Here is a 16,817-nt window from a genome sequence, read left to right on the forward strand (position 1 = left end):
AGAAGAAAGAAAAATTAGAGTAAAATGTGCCTCTCTTAAAGAATAAATATCGGGTATTTAGTAAAATATGTTTTTTTGAAATAATTTACACATTACTTGAATATACAATGTTGTATAAAAACAATGCATAGAATTAATTATATAAATGTAGGATTTTGCATGCAATAAATGGAAAAACACGTTTATTTTTGATGTTGTTTTATGGAGAAATTCAATTGTCTTGCTTAGGAGGAAAGCTCCTACATAAAGTTACTATACGTTATGTAGCTAGAACTTAAAGAGCGAAAATATACTGCGCATCTTTGCATGGTCTATTTTACCATATATCAATAACTAATTGGTAGTCTTCCTGAAAATAAACAGTTAAGTTGCGATTAACGGTCGTTAAAGGAGAACGCTTTTTTAGGCGTGTGAAGGATTATTAGTCCGTATATGAACTATGGTAGCGTTGCACATTTGGTAGTGCATTTCGATTTAAAGAAATGCTCTGCTTAAATGAATCAATTATGCCGAGGCAGCTTTTCATCTCCATGATAAGCTCACCATAGAGATAACGAGACGTATCTCCACAACATACTGAATTATGATTAAATCTAATAATTTAAGAGTTTGTCTACAGTTTGAGAGGCTAGGAAGGTACAATAAAAAATAACATTAGAAAAAGCGCGAGAAATCAACATTTCTAAAATGGATTTCTCGCGCTTTTTAGGTTTTAAGCAGTTATGTCCCGGTTTCAATCTTTAGGACTGTTTTTTTAGTTGTAAAATGACAGCTTCATCTGGATCGATGTATACAGTCTTTTGTTCAAAGTAAATAACAAACCCGGGTTTAGCGCCATTTGGCTTTTTTACTTGACGTATTTCTGTGTAATCTACTGGAACAGAGGAAGAGTTTCTTGCTTTTGAAAAATAGGCAGCAAGTGTTGCAGCTTCTCGTAATGTCGTTTCGTCAGGTTCACTTGTATGGATGACAACATGTGAGCCTGGAATATCCTTCGTATGCAACCAAATATCCGTGCGTTTAGCAATTTTAAATGTAAGCATGTCATTTTGTTTGTTATTTTTACCAACTGAAATCGCTACACCTGTTGACGAGACGTAACGTTCTGGCTCAGGCTTCGCTTGTTTTTTCTTTTTTCGTGCATGACGTAATTTCAAATAACCTTGTTCTGCTAATTCTTCACGAATTTCTTCGATATCTCCAGGAGCAGCTTGTTGTACTTGCTGAGCAAGCATTTCGAAATAGGCAATTTCCTCTTTCGTTTTTTCTAGCTGTTCTTGAACCATAATAAGGGCATTTTTTGCTTTTGTGTATTTTGTGTAATAGCTTTGAGCATTTTCAACAGGTGTTTTACGTTCACTCACTGGAATGGTGATTTTTTCATCTCCGGTGTCACTATAATAGTTAGTGACAGTTACTTCCTTTTCGCCTTTTTCAAACAAATAAATATTTGCCATCAGTAATTCTCCATATAATTGGAACTGATCTAGCTTAGATGCGCGTTCGTAGTCTTTATTCAACTTTTTAGTTTTTAACATAAGTTTGTCAATTTCATTTTGTAGCCATCGCTCTAAATCACCAGCCTGCTGTTTGACACGATCACGCTCAGCTCGAGCAAAGAATACACGGTCAAGTAGCTCATGGACATTTGGATAAATCGTTACATCTCCTTGCAAATGTGTTAGCGCGATTGGTGAGAAGTACGTTTTATTATTTGCGTTTACATACATCGGCTTTGTTCCGCCATTATTAAAGGAAGCTATAAAATGTTTAAAGCAATTTACACGATCATCTGTGTCTGTTAATCGGAATAGTAATTCCTCAGCATGTATAGGCGAGAAACCAATAAATTGCGAAACTACTTCCTTAGCTGTTTTTGGTTCAGAGAAAAACAGTGTAAGCTGTTCGTCGGTTACTGCTAGAGGGTGCCATTTATTCTGTGCGGGCGGTGCGATATAAGGCTGGCCAGGTAAAATTGTACGGAAACTATTCACAGAAGGTGGCAAATGCTTTAAGCTGTCGACTATTTTTCCCTGTTCTTTATCTATTAATAACAGATTACTATGACGGCCCATAATTTCAGCATGTAACTCCCTAACAATAGGGTCGCCTATTTCATTTTTACTTTCAATTTCTACTATTATAATTCGATCAAAATCGTGCTGTTTAATAGAAGAAATAAAACCACCCTCTAAATGCTTTCTCAATAGCATGCAAAACATTGGGGGCTCTGCTGGATTTTCTATAGATTGCTCAGTAAGGTGAACACGTGCGTAAGAAGGGTGAATCGAATAAAGTAATTTATGATTACTTCCGTTCGCACGGATATGTAGCACAACTTCCTGAGCGTTTGGTTGATGTATTTTAGTGATCCGACCTGTTACTAATTGTTGGAGGTCGGCTGTCATTGAATAAGTAAATAAGCCATCAAATGCCATATGAATTCCTCTTTCCAAAGATATAAGCATCTTGGTACTTTCGTATTTATTTTTTTAATGGTACATTCTTATCACTCTGCTGAAGCATAAATGAACTTTATTTATGACTCATCGGCATAACGTGTGGTTGATTTCTGCGCTTTCCTGGGGGAGTCCGATGAGTCACCAAGCCTCCACTCCAATCAACTTATATGCATGACATACGTATTAGCAAAAGGTCATCCTTAAATTCCGCTGAAAAGTCATAATAGACATCATTTGTGAAACATCCGTTGAAAGAAGTTAAAGCCTCTGGCAGATGTCACAAAATCGGAAAGACGCAATTATGCCGAGGCATAATTGATCAGGGTGTATTGTTTACCTCTTTTATCTTCACAAATTATTTAGATTGCAACTGAATTAATTTGTGAAGAAATATTGATTGATTAGAAAATATTGTTTTGAGCAATTTAAGGGTTTTTTGTTGATATTTTGCTTATAAGTGACAATTTTTAGCGGATTGTAGTGAAGGGTTACTTGACTCCCGCAGGAAAGCAAGTAGCCCGTAACGGAAATCGGCTTCCCCCCGATGAGTCGCCTGTTCTTGACTTTAATCATCTTCTAGACATGGCATACATTTTCACAAATGTCATCTCTATGCTTTGCTAATGAGTTTTTCCTTATGTTTATCATAGCATTTTTTAGGTGAATATTAAAATATAGCTTCGAATGTGGTAGAATTAGCTTTTGTTCTATTTTCATTTATTGGTTGTCTAAACAACCTAGCGACAGCTACAATTGTTTTTCTGTAGCGAAAGCAAAGCGACAGCTACAATTTTGCTAAGGCGAAATTGATCTAATTTTTTGCGGAGAGACATCATAAATGACAGAGCTTATGTTATAATAATGCCAGTATGCAAAGAAAGGTGTGACGAACCTTGGTGCGTAGTATGACTGGTTTTGGCAGAGGTGTCACAATAACAACAGACTTTCAATTAACCGTAGAAATGCGCTCGGTCAACCATCGATTTTTAGAAATCAATGCAAAATTCCCGAAAGAATGGCTTGAAGCAGAAATTTTTGCAAAGAAATTAATTTCGCAAGCTTTGTCACGTGGCAAAATTGATGTGATGGTTTATGTTAAGGATTTAGAGAACGTCGAGCAATCTATTGAAATTAATTGGTCATTAATTGAAGCGTATCGTAAGGCAAAAGAGCAATTAGCAAGTAAAGTACCACTAGAAGAAAAATGGACAATGCAAGAGCTACTATCGCTTGAACAAGCACTTGTACAAGAAAAGCCACAGCTTACACCTGAGGATTTACTCTATGCTGTTGAAAAGGCTATTTCACAAGCACTTGAACAGCTCATTCAAATGCGTGAGCGTGAAGGGCAAGAATTACATGATGTTGTTGTACAATATAAAGAACAGTTAATGGAACAAGTGAATCAGATTCGTTCATGTGCATCTCTTGCTGTAGAAAAATATCGTACACGATTATCGGAACGAATTTCTCAAGTGGCGGATGGAGCGTTGTTAGAAGATCGCCTACTTGCCGAAGTAGCGATATTCGCAGAACGTGTGGACATCACTGAAGAATTGGATCGATTAGATAGTCACTTTAATCAACTTGAAGAAACATTACAAGAAATGATTTCAGTTGGTCGTAAATTAGACTTTTTAATGCAGGAAATACACCGCGAGATCAATACGATTGGTTCCAAAAATCAGTCAACAGAGGCGGCCGTTGCAGTAGTTCAGGCGAAAACAATTTTAGAAAAGATGCGTGAGCAAGTTCAAAATATCGAATAGCTTGCCTGTATCTGTTATAAATTAAGGGAGATATAGAGAATAAATGATAAAAGAACGTGGATTATTAATTGTTCTGTCTGGCCCATCTGGTGTAGGTAAAGGGACAGTGCGCAAAGAATTATTTTCTCAGCCGAATACGAATTATGAGTATTCCATCTCGATGACAACACGAAATCCTCGCGAAGGTGAAGTAGATGGTGTAGACTATTTTTTCAAGACACGTGAAGAATTTGAAGCGTTGATTGAACAGGGTGGCTTATTAGAGCATGCTGAATTTGTAGGGAATTATTACGGAACACCGTTAGCCTACGTAAATGAAACACTTGATGCAGGACGCGATGTGTTTTTAGAAATCGAAGTGCAAGGTGCTGCACAAATCCGCAAAAAGGCACCAGATGCATTATTTATTTTCTTAGCCCCACCAAGCTTAACGGAATTAAAAGACCGTTTAGTTGGTCGAGGGACAGAAACAGCAGACGTTATTGCGAAGCGTATTGCAACTGCAAGTGAGGAGCTCGAAATGATGAGCCTTTATGATTATGTAGTTGAAAATGATGAAGTGACAAATGCTTGTGATCGTATAAATGCGATTATTAAAGCAGAGCATTGTCGTAGAGAACGTGTTGAAAAAAGATATTTGTCAATGTTGAGAGGAGAATAAACCTATGTTATACCCATCAGTAGATACATTAAAAAAAGAAATCGATTCAAAATACTCTTTAGTAAGTCTAGCATCTAAACGTGCTCGTCAAATGCAAGAGGAACAAGACACGGAACGTTTACACAAATACGTTTCCCATAAATATGTAGGGAAAGCACTTGAAGAAGTAGCAGCAGGTGTACTTACGAAAGTATCACAGGATGAGTCAACTGTGTACGAAGACGAAATTTAACTTTGATAAGAAAGTTTTTGCTACATCGCTAAATTAATGTTAACTTCTTTCAGCATTTATATCCTGTAACGAAAGCGAAGCGTCAGCTACAGAAGTCTCCCGCCTTTATAGGTGAGATGAATGCCGATTTAAGCTACTTGTCAGCGAATGTCCAAACAACCGCTGAAATAGAGGAACTCAGTCAAGCGTCACGTCCTGTGGCAACGACTGAGTGACCAACAATGTGCCTGGCCTAAAGCCTCCGGCGGATGTCCCGGAATCGGAAATGAGTTCATAAATCGTCGCATCCGTGCGATAACGGCTAACTGACCTGCATGTGCAGGCCAAAGCACAAAGCTGATTTTCGGACGCAATTATGCCGAGGCATAATTGATCGTCTGCAGTGGATTTTTGATTATACAGAATGTCGAGAGCTCCCGGGGAATGTTCCTTTGGGAGCTTATCATTTGAAAGGACGATTGTGCATGAATAAAAATATTTTACTTTGTGTTTCAGGGGGTATAGCAGTTTATAAGGCTGTCGCTTTAGTTAGTAAGCTATCTCAGGCAGGAGCAACTGTAAAGGTTATCATGACAGCATCAGCAAGACAATTTGTGAATCCGCTGAGTTTTCAAGTTATGTCCAAAAATGATGTTTTTTTCGATACTTTTGATGAAAAGGATTCGAGTGTGATTGCCCATATTGATTTGGCGGATTGGGCAGATTTAATTTTAGTTGCACCAGCTACTGCAAATATCATAGGGAAACTGGCGAATGGAATTGCAGACGATATGGTAACGACGACCTTGCTTGCAACAACTGCCCCTGTATGGCTTGCACCAGCGATGAATGTACATATGTATGACCATCCAGCGGTAAAACGAAATTTGGCGCAGTTACATTCTGATGGCTATCAATTTATTGAGCCTTCGGAAGGATTTTTAGCGTGCGGCTATGTTGGAAAAGGTCGTTTAGAGGAGCCAGAAAAAATAACGGCGCTTGTGCAAGCGTTTTTTTCAGAGAAGCATAAGCCGTTAGCTGGTAAAACGGTTGTAGTTACAGCTGGGGCGTTTTATGTTCCGATGGACGAGCACCATATAATTAGTACACAGTCGAATAGTAGAATTGGTCAGGCAATAGCAAAAGAGGCAAAAACACTTGGGGCAAATGTAATTCTTATAGATGAGAACGAAAGAAGTGTGTATAAGCTTTTTGAGCAGCTTGAGGATTATAAAAAGCACTATCCATCTGCATTTTTTATCCATGCAGCAAATACGCCTACAATTGAAGGGGCGCCGATGCTATCCGTAGAAGGCATGACCGCCATAACTTTTGGACAAAAGGTTATTGGTGAGCCACTGTTAGCAATTATGTCTGACACGTGGATTGATTTTAGTGACACGGCAGAAGTAAATGGTCAACTGTGGGATACGACAAATGCCACGCAGTTTGCGCAAGCATTTTGGACATATATACTACAGGGTGAGAAGCGATGAGTTTGTTAATTGCAGAGGTTATAGTGGATGTTTCGACATACCATGTAGACCGTCCATTTGACTATGAAGTACCTATAGAATGGGCACATATTATCGAGATGGGCTGTCGTGTAAAAGTACCGTTCGGGCCAAGAAATGTTCTAGGCTTTGTAGTCGGATTAAAAAATGACACAGATGTACCATCTAATAAATTAAAGTCTATTGCGCAAATTTTAGATATAGAGCCGGTATTAACCGAAGAAATGTTGTTAATGGCGAAATGGTTAAAAAACGAAACGATTTGTTATGAAATTGATGCCTTACAGGTCATGCTCCCTTCAGCGCTTCGTGCAAAGTATGAAAAAATCATAACGCTATTAGCGGAGAAAGATGCTTTGCCAGATGAGGCTCAGGCTATTTTTGGTAAGCGACAACAGGCTAATTTCAAAGAATTCGAGCGTGCACAATTACTTCCTTTATTAAAACAGCTTATGACTAATAAAATTGTAAAAATTGAAAATGTTGTAAAGCAGCAAGGCAATGTGAAAGAAATACGGATGGTCAAAATATCCGATTATCAGCAAGATATAGATAAAGCAATGGAAGGTGCAGCGAGAGCAGCTAAACAGCGTCAACTGATTGAATGGATGGGCAGACATCTTGGAGAGGTCCTTTTGCCACAGAAAATCTATGAGGAAACAGGTGCATCTTCCGCGGTCTTACAGTCAGTTATTGACAAAGGGGCCGCCCATTTTATACAAGAAGAAGTATATCGTGATCCCTTTACGAAGGAGGTTTCCCGTACTCAATCTTTACAGTTGACGAATGAGCAGCATATTGCACTAAAGGCAATTACTAAATCGATGGAAGAACAGACGGCGCAAACCTTTTTACTACACGGCGTCACGGGAAGCGGTAAAACTGAAATATATTTGCAAGCGATACAAAAGGTGTTAGATGAAGGTAAGGAAGCCATTATGTTAGTACCTGAAATATCATTAACACCACAAATGACAGAGCGTTTTCGTAGTCGTTTTGGTGAGATGGTGGCTGTAATGCATAGTGGATTATCTGTCGGTGAAAAGTATGATGAATGGCGAAAAATTCAGCAAGGAAAAGTAAGTGTTGTTGTTGGAGCTCGTTCGGCTATTTTCGCACCTTTTACAAATTTAGGCCTCATTATTTTAGATGAAGAGCATGAATCAACCTACAAGCAAGAAGATTCACCCCGTTATCATGCTAGAGATGTAGCGATTTGGCGAAGTAAATTTTATAAATGTCCTGTTATATTAGGTAGTGCAACGCCTGCACTTGAATCATTTGCGAGAGCAAAGAAAGGTGTATATAGTTTACTATCCTTAAAGCAACGTGCTTTGCATCAAGCGTTACCAACTGTTTATATTGCTGATATGCGTGAAGAACTTCAAAAAGGGAATCGTTCTATGTTTTCGGAGCAGCTTATTGATGCAATACGTGTACGGCTTGAGAAAAAAGAACAGATGGTGCTATTTTTAAATCGTCGTGGCTATTCTTCTTTTGTGCTTTGTCGTGATTGTGGAACGGTTGTACAATGTCCGAACTGTGACATCTCGTTAACGTATCATCGAACAACTGAAAAATTAAAATGTCATTATTGCGGTTATGAGGAGCGTGTTCCTCAAATATGTCCCCAATGCCAGAGTGAGCATATTCGCTATTTTGGTACGGGAACACAAAAAGTCGAGGAAGAAATTTATAAGCTATTTCCTGAGGCAAGGGTTCTCCGGATGGATGTGGATACAACGAAACAAAAAGGTGCACATGAAGAAATTTTGCAGTCATTTGGGGAAGGACAGGCAGATATTTTGCTCGGGACGCAAATGATTGCTAAAGGTCTTGATTTCCCTAATATTACGCTAGTTGGTGTACTTAGTGCTGATACATCTCTGCATTTACCCGACTACCGTGCAGCGGAGCGTACATTCCAATTATTAACGCAGGTTAGTGGTAGAGCTGGACGTCATGAAAAGCATGGTGAGGTTATTGTTCAATCGTATACACCAGAGCATTATGCAATTGAATTGGCCAAAATACAAGATTATGAGCCATTTTACGAACGTGAAATGTTTTTACGTCGACGCTCTAGCTATCCACCGTATTATTATGTAGCACTTGTTCAACTATCTCATGAGGATGTCATGATGGCAGCAGAGTATGCTGGACGTGCAGCGGATTGGCTAAGGGAAAACTTATCAAACAAGGTAGCCATTATTGGACCGACAACGGCAAGCATTAGTCGTCTCCAAAATAGATATCGTTATCAATGTTTGATAAAATATAAAATTGAACCAAATCTCATTCCTGTATTACAGCGCCTTTTAGCGATGTATCGAGCGGAATGGATTAAACAGGGTATATTAATGACGGTAGATTTAGATCCATCGACTATATAAAATGATTCATCACCAGATTAGACATGACATTTTGTTAAAATATATGCCATGCGAATAAGTTGATTGAAGTAGAGGCTGGGCGACTTCAGCAAAGCGCCCAATTGGAACGGAAATTAACCTCACGTTATGGTGCTAAGGCATAATTGATATGAATTAGCTAGATTATGATGTAGCGTTACAATTAGACAAGGCAATACGCCTTAAATATAGAAATGAGGAACATAACATGGCAATTAAAAAAGTTGTTGAACATCCAGCAAAGGTGTTATCAACGCCGTGCGCGGAAGTAAAAGAAATTAATGAAGAAATTATTACATTACTAGATGATTTATATGACACAATGGTTGAATACGATGGCGTTGGTATTGCTGCACCGCAAATAAATGTAGGATTACGTGTTGCTATTGTCGAGCTTGGCGAGGAACGAGATATTTTAGAAATGATTAATCCGACTGTCATTGAAACAGATGGCGCTGAAGTGGATATTGAAGGATGCTTAAGCTTCCCTGGATTGTACGGTGAGGTTGAACGACCTGATTACGTGAAAATTGAAGCATGTGACCGTGAAGGACGTGTGTATGAGTTGGAAGCGGGAGGCTTTGATGCACGAGCAATTTTACATGAAATCGATCATTTAGACGGCGTGCTATTTGATTCGAAAATTAAACGCATTTTAACTGAGGAAGAGCTTGAAGCGATGTACGCTGAAGAGGAGGAATAATATGACTTCAATAATTTTTATGGGAACACCTGATTTCTCCGCGCCAATTTTGCGTATGCTACATCATGAAGGTTATGATATTAAAGCTGTAGTTACACAACCAGACCGTCCAGTTGGGCGTAAACGTGTGCTAACACCACCACCTGTTAAAGCAGCAGCTATGGAATTAGGTTTACCTGTTATTCAGCCTGAAAAATTGCGTGGTTCTGAGGAATTACAGCAAATTATTGATTTACAGCCTGACCTAGTCGTAACTGCCGCTTTTGGACAAATTTTGCCGAAAGAATTACTTGATACACCACCGCTTGGTTGTATTAACGTCCATGCGTCACTTTTACCAAAGTATCGAGGAGGAGCACCTATTCACCAAGCAATTATTGATGGCGAAAAAGAGACGGGTGTAACGATTATGTATATGGCACAAAAGCTTGATGCTGGTGACATCATATCTCAAAAGGCTATCCCAATTGAAGAGGATGATCATACAGGTGGACTATTTGATAAGCTAAGTGTTGTAGGCTGTGAATTATTAAAAGATACACTTCCTTCTATTATTAATGGAACAAATAATCGTACAGTGCAGGATGAAGCACAAGTAACCTTTGCAAGCAATATTTCACGTGAACAGGAACGTATCGATTGGACAAAGGATGCGACAACTTTATACAATCAAGTGCGTGGTCTTCATCCGTGGCCTGTTGCCTACACAACATTTGAAGATGGAAACTTTAAAATTTGGTGGGCGCAGGTTGGTAACAAAAAGCATGATACTTTACCAGGTGAGGTTGTCGCGATTTCAAAGGACCATTTTGAAGTTGCAGCTGGAAATGGTACAACACTAGCCCTGTATGATGTACAACCAGCTGGTAAAAAACGCATGACAGCAGAGGAATATTTGCGTGGTACAGGTTCTAAATTACAGATCGGGGACCAATTTAAATGAGTAAAAAAAGCGTAGTAATTTGGGATGGAAATGTGCGTGATGCTGCACTTTCTATTCTGTTAGCAGTAGATAAAAATCAAGCCTATAGTAATTTGCTTTTAAATGAAACGATCAAGCGACATAAAATTGAAGCGAAGGATCGTGCGCTTTTAACAGAAATTACGTATGGTACTTTACAATATAAAATGACACTTGATTATTATTTAGAGCCATTTATTCGTGGCTCAGTGGATCATTGGGTACGCTGGCTTTTACGTTTATCTTTATATCAAATGCATTATTTAACGCGTATCCCACCACATGCAGCGGTAAATGAGGCTGTTGAAATTGCTAAGCGTCGAGGTCACAAAGGGATAGCCTCAATGGTCAATGGTATTTTACGATCTATTTTACGTCAAGGTGTAGCTTCTACTGCTGACATTAAAGATCCAATTGAGCGCCTTGCTATTGAAACGAGTCATCCTGAATGGTTAGTGCAGCGCTTTGTCGATAACTACGGTATTGAAGTAGCGGCTGAAATGCTACATGAAAATAATGTACCACCGGTGCAGACTGTACGTGTAAATATGACGAAAGCAAGCGTTGAACAAGCGATTGCCAGCATAGAAGCGGAAGGTTTATCAGCACAAAGAAGCGAGCTAATGCCTGAATGTTTATATGTAACAAATGGTCAGCCAGCTCGAACAAAGGCATTCCAAGATGGGCTTATTACTATTCAGGATGAAAGCTCAATGATTCCTGCAAATGTTTTACATCCATCACCTGGCATGCGCGTCTTAGATATGTGTGCAGCTCCGGGAGGAAAGACAACACATATAGCTGAGATTATGAAAAATGAAGGTTCAATTTTAGCGACTGACCTTCACCCTCATAAATTAGATTTAATCGACCATAATACGGATCGTCTAGGGATTGATATCGTAGAGACTGCTCCGATTGACGGACGGAAGGCACCAGATTTTCTACAACTAGAATCATTCGACGCTATTTTAGTCGATGCACCTTGTAGTGGCTTAGGTGTTATGCGCCGTAAGCCAGATATTAAATATACAAAGCGAGAAGAAGATTTAGCAAGCCTACAAAAAATACAATTGGCACTATTAGATGCTGCAACAAAAGTATTAAAAATAGATGGCAAGCTTGTGTACAGTACATGTACAGTAGATAAAAGGGAAAACGAAGGTACTGTAGAAGCCTTTTTAACAACGCATCCAGAAATGGAAGCTATACAACTAGAATCTTTACCAACAAAATTAGCGGAAAAGCAAGCAAATGGCATGCTTCAAGTCTTTCCACAAGACTTTGGCAGTGACGGTTTCTTCGTTGCCGCCTTTCGTAAAAAAGGAGGATCCAACTAATGGTGGATCAAGAGAAATTTAATGAGCGCATTAACGACTTAGTTGAAGAAGCAGAAGACAAGCCTGTTCGACGCGCAAAAAAAGAAAAACCAAATTTAAAGGAATCGGTATACTCATTACAGCCGGAACAATTAGAAGAATGGTTAAAGGAAAATGGTGAAAAACCATTCCGTGCAGCGCAAATTTTTGATTGGCTTTATAATAAACGTGTCAAAACATTTGAAGAAATGTCTAACCTTTCAAAGGGATTACGTGAAAAGCTTGAAGCAAGTTTTGCATTGACGACATTATCAACAATTATTCAACAGGAATCTAAAGATGGTACGATCAAGTTTTTATTCCAGTTACAAGATGGCTATTCTATTGAAACTGTATTAATGCGTCATGAATATGGGAACTCTGTTTGTGTGACGACACAAGTAGGCTGCCGAATTGGCTGTACGTTTTGTGCGTCAACTTTAGGTGGATTAAAACGTCACTTATTAGCAGGGGAAATCGTGGAGCAAGTTGTCAAAGTGCAACAAACTTTAGATGAATTGGGCGAACGTGTGTCACATATCGTCATTATGGGTATTGGAGAACCTTTCGATAATTATGATGCGATGATGAACTTCTTAAAAGTCATCAACCATGAAAAAGGGTTAAATATTGGTGCTCGTCACATCACTGTATCAACATCAGGAATTGTCCCTAAAATTTACGAATTTGCTGATGAACAGCTACAAATCAACTTTGCAGTTTCCTTACATGCACCAAACCAAGAGGCTCGTCAAAAGCTGATGCCAATTGCACGTGCTTACAAATTGGATGAATTAATGGAAGCCGTTCGTTACTATACGAAAAAAACTGGCCGACGTGTTACTTTTGAGTATGGTTTAATGTCTGGTGAAAATGATTCTGTTGAAATTGCAGAAGAATTATCTGCATTAATAAAAGGACTTAAATGTCACGTGAACTTAATTCCTGTAAACTACGTACCAGAACGTGATTATGTTCGCACATCCCGTAGTCAAATTTTTGCCTTTGAAAAAACATTAAAGAAGAATGGTATTAACGTAACGATCCGCCGAGAGCAAGGTTCTGATATTGCTGCTGCGTGTGGTCAATTACGTGCGCAAGAGAGATCTGAAGAGACGAGGTGACCAGTGTTGGAATACACAGTCGAAAGTGATATTGGGTTAAAACGAGCAATTAATGAAGACCGTGCGGCATTTTTCAAACGTCCAAACGGTCTTGCGCTAGCACTTGTAGCAGACGGCATGGGTGGTCATAATGCTGGCGATGTAGCGAGTGATATGGCGATGAAACAGATGGAATCCGTTTTTTTACAGGCTGAGGCACATCATTTTGCATCAACAACATCAAAAAAAGAGTGGTTACTACAAGCAGTCAAGCAATTGAATAAAAGTATATATGACTATTCTTTATCACATGAAGACTGTAAAGGAATGGGCACGACGTTTATTGCAGTGTTAATTGAAGAACATCATTGCTTTATCGCACATGTTGGCGATAGTCGTGTGTATTATTTCTTTGATGATGGTGCACAACAAATAACAAGAGATCATTCTTATGTAAATGTTCTGGTTGAAAATGGTGAAATTAGCGAAGAGGAAGCGTTGACACATCCGAAGAAAAATTTCATCTTAAAAGCTGTTGGTACAGAAGAAACGATTGAACCAGACTTTTATGAAGTTGATTTAGCATCAAAATCGTATTTACTCATTTGCTCTGACGGTTTAAGCAATAAACTTACAGTGTATGAAATGGCATCAATTATTACGTATCCGGATTCAATAGCAGAAAAAGGACGAAAGCTTGTGGAATTAGCAAATGCAAGCGGGGGAGAAGACAATATCTCCCTCGTGCTACTCACAAGGCAAGATGAGGAGGTGTAAGTATGCTTGTAGGTAAACGAATTAGTGATCGCTATAAAATTATAGGGCTAATTGGTGGCGGTGGTATGTCCAATGTTTATTTAGCACATGACATGATTTTAAACCGTGATGTAGCGATCAAAATATTACGCTATGATTTTACCAATGAGGATGAATTGCATCGCCGTTTTCAACGTGAAGCACTTTCTGCTACAAGCCTTACACATCCAAATATCGTTAGTGTTTATGATGTAGGTGATGATGGTGATTTACATTATATTGTGATGGAATATGTCCAAGGGAAAACATTAAAGCAGTACATACAGGAATTTGCACCAATTTCTCCTGCTAGAAGTGTGCATATTATGAAGCAATTAACATCAGCAATTGCCAATGCTCATGAAAATCATATTATCCATCGTGACATTAAACCTCAAAATATTTTAATGGACGCTGAAGGCAATGTGAAAATAACTGATTTTGGCATCGCGATGACACTTAGTGCAACGTCATTTACACAAACGAACTCCGTACTTGGAACGGTGCATTATTTATCACCAGAGCAGGCTCGTGGTGGTACGGCAACAAATAAATCTGATATTTATGCACTTGGCATTGTTTTATATGAATTATTAACAGGAGAGTTGCCCTTCTCAGGCGAGTCAGCTGTTTCTATCGCGCTTAAACATTTACAATCTGAGACGCCGTCCGTTCGTGCATTCGATGCCACGATTCCACAAAGCTTAGAAAATGTTGTGCTAAAAGCTACGGCAAAAGATGCTTCTCATCGTTATTCGACAGTAGAAGAAATGCAAGTAGATTTAGAAACTGTTTTATCGCCAAATCGGGTGAATGAACCGAAGTTTGTCATACCGGAAGATAATGATGTAACAAAGGCTATTCCAATAATAAAAGAGCCGGTTGTACGTAAAGACGAAGATTTAACGAAGACAAGAGCAATCGAACCAATTGCGCAACCAAAGCCGCCGAAACCTGAGGTTAAAAAGCCTGTTGAAAAGACAGCACCTGTGAAGAAAAAGAAAAAATGGCCAATAGTTGTTGCTGGGCTAGTAATAGCCGCTATCGCTATCTTCCTATTCTTTTTCTTTGCCACAGATTTATTTAGCCCGAAAAAGATACCTGTACCTAGTGTGGCTAATTTGACCGTTGAGGAAGCTACAAAGAAATTAGTGGCTGAAGGTTTTACTGTTGGTGAAGAACATCAGGAGCGTTATGATGAGAACGTGGAAAAGGGTAAGATTATTGAAACAGACCCTTCGGAGGGTACAGAGCGTGTAAAAGGTACGGAAATAGATTTAATCGTTAGTCTTGGATTAGAAATGACAAAAGTGGAAGATTATAGAGGGCGGCAAATCAGCCAAGTTGAATCTATGTTAAAGGATAAATTTTTAGAGCCAGATATTAGCTATGTGCATTCAACGGAGCCAGAAGGACAAATTATTGATCAAGAGCCAAAACCTCAAGAAGAAGTAATTGCTAAAGATACAAAGATGAAATTTAAGGTAAGCGCAGGTATACAAATGGTTACCGTAGGTAATGTTGTGAATTACACGAAGGCTGAAATGGATGAGTACGTAAGAAGAAATGGCTTGAAATGGAGTATTGCTCGTGAAGACTTTAATGATACAGTGGCTGCTGGAAGTGTTATTTCACAATTGACAAAAGTAGGGACTTCAGTTGAAGTAGGATCTACAATAGCGGTTGTTATAAGTAAAGGGCCAGCTGAAAAACCTAAAAAAACTATCGTTAAAACTGTGGCTGTAAAAATACCTTATGAACCAGCTGAGGAAGGTATGGAGCAAACTATTCGTATTGAAATTCAAGATAAAAACCATACAATGTCATCAGTAGCCGATACATTTACTATTACAGCTGATAAAGACTATAAAATACAGCTTGTCATTGAAGAGGGTGAAGTAGGCGCATATAGAATTATTCGTGATTCAGAAATTATTGATGAGAACAGATTCAACTTCAGCGATATTAAATAAGGGGGAATTGGATGGCGCAAGGCCAAATACGTAAAGCATTAAGCGGTTACTACTATGTATATGATGGAGAACAACTAATACAATGTCGAGGACGTGGGGTTTTTCGCAATCGCGGGGAATCTCCACTCGTTGGCGACAATGTAGAATACACTCTGGAAACAGAGGGGTCAGACGGTACGATCCAAAAAATTATGGAACGCCAAAATGAATTAGTACGTCCGCCAATAGCTAATATTGATCAAGGGATTTTAGTATTTTCAGTAAAAGAACCTAATTTTAATACAATTTTACTGGATCGTTTCTTAGTTGTTTTAGAATCATTCCATGTTCATCCGATTATTTGTTTAACAAAGATGGATTTACTAGAAAATCATGAACGCGAGGAATTGCAAAGCTATATAGAAGATTATGAAAGCATGGGGTATACAGTGCTACAAACCTATAAAGGTGAAGAAGAATTAGTTGATCGTCTACAGCCTATTTTAAAGGGAAAAACTTCTGTATTAGCAGGGCAATCTGGAGTTGGGAAATCCACGTTACTAAATACTTTAATTCCAGATTTAAATTTAAAGACCGGTATTATTTCGCAAAGTTTAGGGCGAGGAAAACATACGACTCGCCATGTCGAATTAATCGAAGTATGTGACGGCTTATTAGCAGATACTCCAGGATTTAGTTCATTTGATTTTGATGAAATAGAAAAAGAAGAATTAGGCGCATGCTTCCCTGAGATGGCCCGTATGGCAGATGATTGTAAATTTAGAGGCTGTTTACACTTAAAGGAGCCAAAATGTGCAGTAAAGGTAGCTGTTGAGGCGGGAGAAATTCGTGACTACCGTTATAAACACTACGAGCAATTTATGCAAGAAATTATGGATCGAAAGCCGAGGTATTAA

The 16,817-nt window shown here is 38.7% G+C and carries 13 protein-coding genes; 12 read left to right on the forward strand and 1 reads right to left on the reverse strand.

Annotation, left to right across the window (positions count from 1 at the left end):
* Window positions 1-740: 740 nt before the first annotated feature.
* Window positions 741-2,438, reverse strand: coding sequence for an Rqc2 family fibronectin-binding protein (locus MY533_RS04165; RefSeq protein WP_248718132.1), 1,698 nt, complete (start codon window positions 2,436-2,438; stop codon window positions 741-743).
* Window positions 2,439-3,355: 917 nt separating this feature from the next.
* Here MY533_RS04165 and MY533_RS04170 point away from each other — a divergent pair.
* The 12 genes from MY533_RS04170 (at window position 3,356) to rsgA (ending at window position 16,817) form a co-directional block, all read left to right on the forward strand.
* Window positions 3,356-4,231 (forward strand): YicC/YloC family endoribonuclease, encoded by an 876-nt coding sequence (locus MY533_RS04170; RefSeq protein ID WP_248718133.1) that lies wholly within the window; start codon window positions 3,356-3,358, stop codon window positions 4,229-4,231.
* A 43-nt stretch (window positions 4,232-4,274) separates the two neighbouring features.
* Window positions 4,275-4,892 (forward strand): guanylate kinase, encoded by a 618-nt coding sequence (gmk, locus tag MY533_RS04175; RefSeq protein ID WP_132357484.1) that lies wholly within the window; start codon window positions 4,275-4,277, stop codon window positions 4,890-4,892.
* A gap of 4 nt (window positions 4,893-4,896) precedes the next feature.
* On the forward strand, window positions 4,897-5,124 hold the full coding sequence (gene rpoZ, locus MY533_RS04180) for a DNA-directed RNA polymerase subunit omega (RefSeq protein WP_053483349.1): 228 nt from the start codon (window positions 4,897-4,899) through the stop codon (window positions 5,122-5,124).
* A gap of 464 nt (window positions 5,125-5,588) precedes the next feature.
* Window positions 5,589-6,599 carry a bifunctional phosphopantothenoylcysteine decarboxylase/phosphopantothenate--cysteine ligase CoaBC gene (gene coaBC / locus MY533_RS04185; protein ID WP_248718134.1) on the forward strand — a complete coding sequence of 337 codons (1,011 nt, stop codon included), beginning with the start codon at window positions 5,589-5,591 and terminating at the stop codon, window positions 6,597-6,599.
* Window positions 6,596-9,010 (forward strand): primosomal protein N', encoded by a 2,415-nt coding sequence (gene priA / locus MY533_RS04190; RefSeq protein ID WP_248718135.1) that lies wholly within the window; start codon window positions 6,596-6,598, stop codon window positions 9,008-9,010. The genes coaBC and priA overlap by 4 nt, the downstream gene beginning before the upstream one ends.
* 226 nt (window positions 9,011-9,236) lie before the next feature.
* On the forward strand, window positions 9,237-9,731 hold the full coding sequence (gene def, locus MY533_RS04195; RefSeq protein ID WP_049668389.1) for a peptide deformylase: 495 nt from the start codon (window positions 9,237-9,239) through the stop codon (window positions 9,729-9,731).
* Window position 9,732: 1 nt separating this feature from the next.
* Complete coding sequence (fmt, locus tag MY533_RS04200; RefSeq protein ID WP_248718136.1) at window positions 9,733-10,674, forward strand: methionyl-tRNA formyltransferase; 942 nt, start codon at window positions 9,733-9,735, stop codon at window positions 10,672-10,674.
* A complete protein-coding gene (rsmB, locus tag MY533_RS04205) occupies window positions 10,671-12,032 on the forward strand; it encodes a 16S rRNA (cytosine(967)-C(5))-methyltransferase RsmB (protein WP_248718137.1) in 1,362 nt (453 codons plus the stop codon). Before fmt ends, rsmB begins: the two co-directional genes overlap by 4 nt.
* Entirely contained in the window at window positions 12,032-13,174 is a 1,143-nt protein-coding gene (gene rlmN / locus MY533_RS04210) for a dual-specificity RNA methyltransferase RlmN (RefSeq protein WP_132357479.1), read from the forward strand. The genes rsmB and rlmN overlap by 1 nt, the downstream gene beginning before the upstream one ends.
* 6 nt (window positions 13,175-13,180) lie before the next feature.
* Window positions 13,181-13,930: a Stp1/IreP family PP2C-type Ser/Thr phosphatase gene (locus MY533_RS04215; RefSeq protein WP_132357888.1), complete on the forward strand. Its 750-nt coding sequence runs from the start codon at window positions 13,181-13,183 to the stop codon at window positions 13,928-13,930.
* A gap of 2 nt (window positions 13,931-13,932) precedes the next feature.
* Window positions 13,933-15,921, forward strand: coding sequence for a Stk1 family PASTA domain-containing Ser/Thr kinase (pknB, locus tag MY533_RS04220; RefSeq protein ID WP_248718138.1), 1,989 nt, complete (start codon window positions 13,933-13,935; stop codon window positions 15,919-15,921).
* An 11-nt stretch (window positions 15,922-15,932) separates the two neighbouring features.
* Window positions 15,933-16,817 (forward strand): ribosome small subunit-dependent GTPase A, encoded by an 885-nt coding sequence (gene rsgA / locus MY533_RS04225; protein ID WP_248718139.1) that lies wholly within the window; start codon window positions 15,933-15,935, stop codon window positions 16,815-16,817.

Origin of the sequence: Lysinibacillus sp. Ag94, assembly GCF_023242215.1 — a bacterium.
Lineage (GTDB): Bacteria > Bacillota > Bacilli > Bacillales_A > Planococcaceae > Lysinibacillus.

Excerpts from the sequence above, each read along its gene's own strand:
- priA (WP_248718135.1), top strand. The coding sequence starts at position 6,596 with ATGAGTTTGTTAATTGCAGAGGTTATAGTGGATGTTTCGACATACCAT.
- rsmB (WP_248718137.1), top strand. The coding sequence starts at position 10,671 with ATGAGTAAAAAAAGCGTAGTAATTTGGGATGGAAATGTGCGTGATGCT.
- pknB (WP_248718138.1), top strand. The coding sequence starts at position 13,933 with ATGCTTGTAGGTAAACGAATTAGTGATCGCTATAAAATTATAGGGCTA.
- MY533_RS04165 (WP_248718132.1), bottom strand. The coding sequence starts at position 2,438 with ATGGCATTTGATGGCTTATTTACTTATTCAATGACAGCCGACCTCCAA.
- def (WP_049668389.1), top strand. The coding sequence starts at position 9,237 with ATGGCAATTAAAAAAGTTGTTGAACATCCAGCAAAGGTGTTATCAACG.
- fmt (WP_248718136.1), top strand. The coding sequence starts at position 9,733 with ATGACTTCAATAATTTTTATGGGAACACCTGATTTCTCCGCGCCAATT.
- rpoZ (WP_053483349.1), top strand. The coding sequence starts at position 4,897 with ATGTTATACCCATCAGTAGATACATTAAAAAAAGAAATCGATTCAAAA.
- coaBC (WP_248718134.1), top strand. The coding sequence starts at position 5,589 with ATGAATAAAAATATTTTACTTTGTGTTTCAGGGGGTATAGCAGTTTAT.
- rsgA (WP_248718139.1), top strand. The coding sequence starts at position 15,933 with ATGGCGCAAGGCCAAATACGTAAAGCATTAAGCGGTTACTACTATGTA.
- gmk (WP_132357484.1), top strand. The coding sequence starts at position 4,275 with ATGATAAAAGAACGTGGATTATTAATTGTTCTGTCTGGCCCATCTGGT.
- rlmN (WP_132357479.1), top strand. The coding sequence starts at position 12,032 with ATGGTGGATCAAGAGAAATTTAATGAGCGCATTAACGACTTAGTTGAA.